Origin of the sequence: Rhodopseudomonas sp. BR0C11 (genome assembly GCF_010820945.1) — a bacterium.
In the GTDB taxonomy this organism is placed as follows: Bacteria; Pseudomonadota; Alphaproteobacteria; order Rhizobiales; family Xanthobacteraceae; genus Rhodopseudomonas; species Rhodopseudomonas palustris_H.
On sequence record NZ_QTKI01000444.1, the window covers coordinates 1 to 3,720 of the forward strand.

Sequence of the window (3,720 nt, forward strand, 5' to 3'; positions counted from 1 at the left end):
ACGCTCGGGCTGATCGCCGGGCTGGCGAAGCCGCAGGCCGGCCGCGTCACCTTGTTCGACGCGCCGGTCGAGGGCGTCGATCGCCGCGTCGGCTTCGTGTTTCAGCAGGACGCGGTGTTTCCCTGGCGCAGCGTGCTGCACAACGTGATGGCCGGGCCGCTGTTTCGCGGCGTCGGCAAGGCGGATGCCGAGGCGCAAGCCCGCGACTGGATCGTCCGCGTCGGGCTGAAGGGTTTCGAGAACCATCATCCGCATCAACTGTCCGGCGGCATGCGCAAGCGCGTGGCACTGGCGCAGACCTTCATCAACAATCCGCAGGTGCTGCTGATGGACGAGCCGTTTTCGGCGCTCGACGTCCAGACCCGCGAACTGATGCAGGAAGAACTGCTGCAGCTGTGGGCGCAGGCGCGCTCCGCGGTGCTGTTCGTCACTCACGACCTCGATGAAGCGATCCTGCTGGCCGACCGTGTCGCGGTACTGACGACGCGTCCGGCGCGGGTGAAGTCGGTGCACGCCATCGACCTGCCGCGTCCGCGCGACGTCGCCACGCTCCGCTACGACGAGCGCTTCATCGCCATCGCCCGCCGCATCAGCGACGACCTGCGCGAAGAAGTCCTGCGCGCGAGGGCGGGACATTGAGGAGGCATCGCGACATTCGCCATCGCCACAACTCGCAGCGTCCTCATCCTGAGGAGCGGCGTCTTCGCCGCGTCTCGAAGGATGAGAGCCGCGCAAACTCATGGTTCGAGACGGCGCTGACGCGCCTCCTCACCATGAGGGCCTCGCATGGGACCGGCGACGTGCGAGGAGCATGCTGATGGCTGATGCGACAATCAGCAAGCCGGAGACGGACATTCGCGCAGAGCCGATGGCCGTCCGCATGCGGCGGCGGGCGCGGCTGGTGCTGGCGCTGCGGCTCGCGGTGCTGGTGGTGCTGATCGCCGGCTGGGAGCTGGGCGTACGGTTCGGCGTGATTGATCCGTTCTTCTTCGGCCAGCCGAGCGGCATCGTGCTCAAGCTGATCGACTGGATTCAGAACGGCACCTCGATCGGCCCGCTGTGGCAGCAGGTGTGGGTGACGATCTACGAGGCCGGCGCCGGCTTCCTGATCGGGGCGGTGCTCGGGGTGCTGTGCGGCATCGCGCTCGGCCGCAATCACCTGCTGTCGGACGTGTTCTCGATCTACATCAAGGTCGCGAACTCGATTCCGCGCGTGGTGCTGGGGTCGATCTTCATCGTCGCGCTCGGGCTCGGCGCGGCGTCGAAAGTCGCGCTGGCGGTGGTGATGGTGTTCTTCGTGGTGTTCGCCAATGCGTTTCAGGGCGTGCGCGAAGCCGACAAGAACCTGATCGCCAATGCGCGGATTCTCGGGGCCAGCCCGTGGCAGGTGACGACCTCAGTGGTGATCCCCTCGGCGTTGTCGTGGATCCTGGCGAGCCTGCATGTCAGCTTCGGGTTCGCGCTGGTCGGCGCCATCGTCGGCGAATTCCTCGGCGCCCGCGAGGGCATGGGCCTGCTGATCGCCACCGCCCAGGGCTCATTCGACTCCAACGGCGTGTTCGCCGCGATGATCGTCATCGCCGTGGTGGCACTGGTCGCCGAAGGACTGCTGACCGCGCTGGAGAAGCGATTGCTGACGTGGCGGCCGGAGGCCTCGGCCCTCAACGATTAGCCGGCGATTGAAGCCAGTTCCCCAGCGGGTCCGAACGCCCCGCGGCTCAGTTCTGCAGCCGGACGCTGAGCATCACCACGGTGGCGTCGTAGCTGCCGCCGACGACGTTGGAATCCAGCTTGTCGTAGCGAAGCTGGCCCTTCACCCATACCGAGCGGTTCAGCTTGTAGATCAGGTTGCCTTCGATCGAATTCAGCCGGTCGGAGCGGCCGGAGCCCTGATAGTCGTAGGTGCCGTAGGTGAACTTGCCGATCGCCGTCAGCCAGCGGCGGAAATCGTGGTCGACCTCCGCCGTATAGGTGCGGGTGAACACGCCCGACACGCCGGGCAACGGCGATTCCGAGATCTGGGTGTCGGCGTTGAACTTCACCGTGGTCAGCGGCGTCACCGTCCACACCAGCGAGGCGGTGGTGAGCAGGCCGCCGAGCTTCTCCAGCCGCGGGTCCACATAGGTGCGCGTCGCATAGCCGATCGAGATTTCACCGGTGAGCAGCCGCGTCAGTTCGAAGCTGGTGCCACCCTTGGCATAGCCGCCATTGGAACCGCGCAAATACAGATAGCGATCCACCGGCACATCGTGCACGCGGGTGTCGCCCTCGATCTCGACGAATGGCTTCAGGCCCGGCTTCAGCTCGTAGCTGACCCGGCCGACGCCGCCATATTGATTGTAGTTGCGGTCCTTGTTCGAGTCGCTGGTGCCGTCGGTCAGTTGCGAATCCTGATACACGGTGCGATCGAAATTGCCGACCGCGGAGACCTGCAGGCGATTGAAGCTCTGATCGATGCCGCCGGAGAAGCCGGTGGTGGTGAACAGCGGATATTTAGTCAGGCCGGCCTGAATGTTCGGGCTGCCCGGGTTGTCGGTGCCGACGATCAGGCGCCCCTGGCCGATCAGATGCGTGTCGCGGCTGACGTCGAGCCGGCCGTCGACATGGCCGTTGAACTCCGGCCGGTCGAGCCTGATCGGCGCCGGCGACACCGTTCCGGCCGGCGGATTGAAGTCGTGGCCATAGCCGGTGAACGCGCCGCGCAGATCGGCCACCAGCGCGTGCCGCTCCCAATCCGACGTGATCATCAGTTCCGGCGCCACCTTGTAGAAGCCAGAGCTGCGCGGCGTGTTGGTGCGCGCCGGGTTGGTGTCGTAGCCACCCCCGACTTCGAGCGCGCCCTTGATCAGGAAGCTGCCGGCGTAATCGCCGACCGGACCGAACGGATCGTCGTCGGTCTTGAGCTGCCGACGCGTCGGCTGCCCGGGCACACGGCCGGCGAGCGCGGGCGGGAGCGGCGGTTTGGCGGCGGTCTGCGACGGCGGCAGCGGCCGCGCCGGTGGCGGCGCCGGGGTGACCATCGGCGATCCCGGTCCCACGGCCTTCGGGCGCGGCGCACCCGGATAGTATTTCGGCCGCTGGCGTTTTCGGTTCAGCGCGTCGTAGGCGACGCCGGCATTGTCCGGATTGGCGCTGCCGGGCGGAGGCTGCAGCGCCGCCGTCGAAGTCGGCCGCAACGGCGTATTGGTGTCATCGTCCTGGGGCTGCGTGAACACGTTGCGGCCCCGGGATGCCGAGCTGGTCGCGGCGCCGGGCGTCGGCCGCAGAGGCAGGTCCTGGGTGGCGACAAAGCCGCCACGCTGTGGGTTGAACAGATCGCGGGTCAGGCTCTGCGCAGCCGCCGGAATCGTGCCGATCGCAGCGAGCGCCAGGCATGCGGAACCGGCGCACAAAGCTGTGCGAGAGCGGCGGCCCGGTGCTGGAGCCCAAGTCACGACTGCAAAAACTCCAACAAAATCAGAATCCTGAACAACGATGAGGAGCAGACGCACAGCTCCTCATCGTTAATGGAGTTAAAACAACTATGGTTAAGGAGCGGTTGAGAACGGCGGCAGGCTGGGATCGGCCGCGTCGCATCCCGGCCGGCGCCATGCTAGGAGAAGGCCCGGCCGCTTCGCGGCCCATGCCGGAGACCCTGCATGGCACTGTCCAAAACCCACACCAAGATACCCGCAATGAGCGAGCAAGCTGCCGCCGCGATCCCCCCCGCCCTGCCCCCCC

3 protein-coding genes are annotated in these 3,720 nt (G+C 66.8%); 2 read left to right on the top strand and 1 reads right to left on the bottom strand.

The window, feature by feature from the left end; all coding sequences use genetic code 11:
• The coding region (locus DYI24_RS23060; protein WP_164573987.1) for an ABC transporter ATP-binding protein at positions 1–639 on the top strand (639 nt) is incomplete at its 5' end.
• Positions 640–817: 178 nt separating this feature from the next.
• Positions 818–1,672, top strand: a complete 855-nt coding sequence (locus DYI24_RS23065; protein ID WP_205523644.1) for an ABC transporter permease — start codon at positions 818–820, stop codon at positions 1,670–1,672.
• 46 nt (positions 1,673–1,718) lie between these two features.
• Here the strand turns inward: DYI24_RS23065 and DYI24_RS23070 are convergent, their stop codons facing one another.
• Positions 1,719–3,434, bottom strand: coding sequence for an outer membrane beta-barrel protein (locus DYI24_RS23070; protein ID WP_164573989.1), 1,716 nt, complete (start codon positions 3,432–3,434; stop codon positions 1,719–1,721).
• Positions 3,435–3,720: the final 286 nt, after the last annotated feature.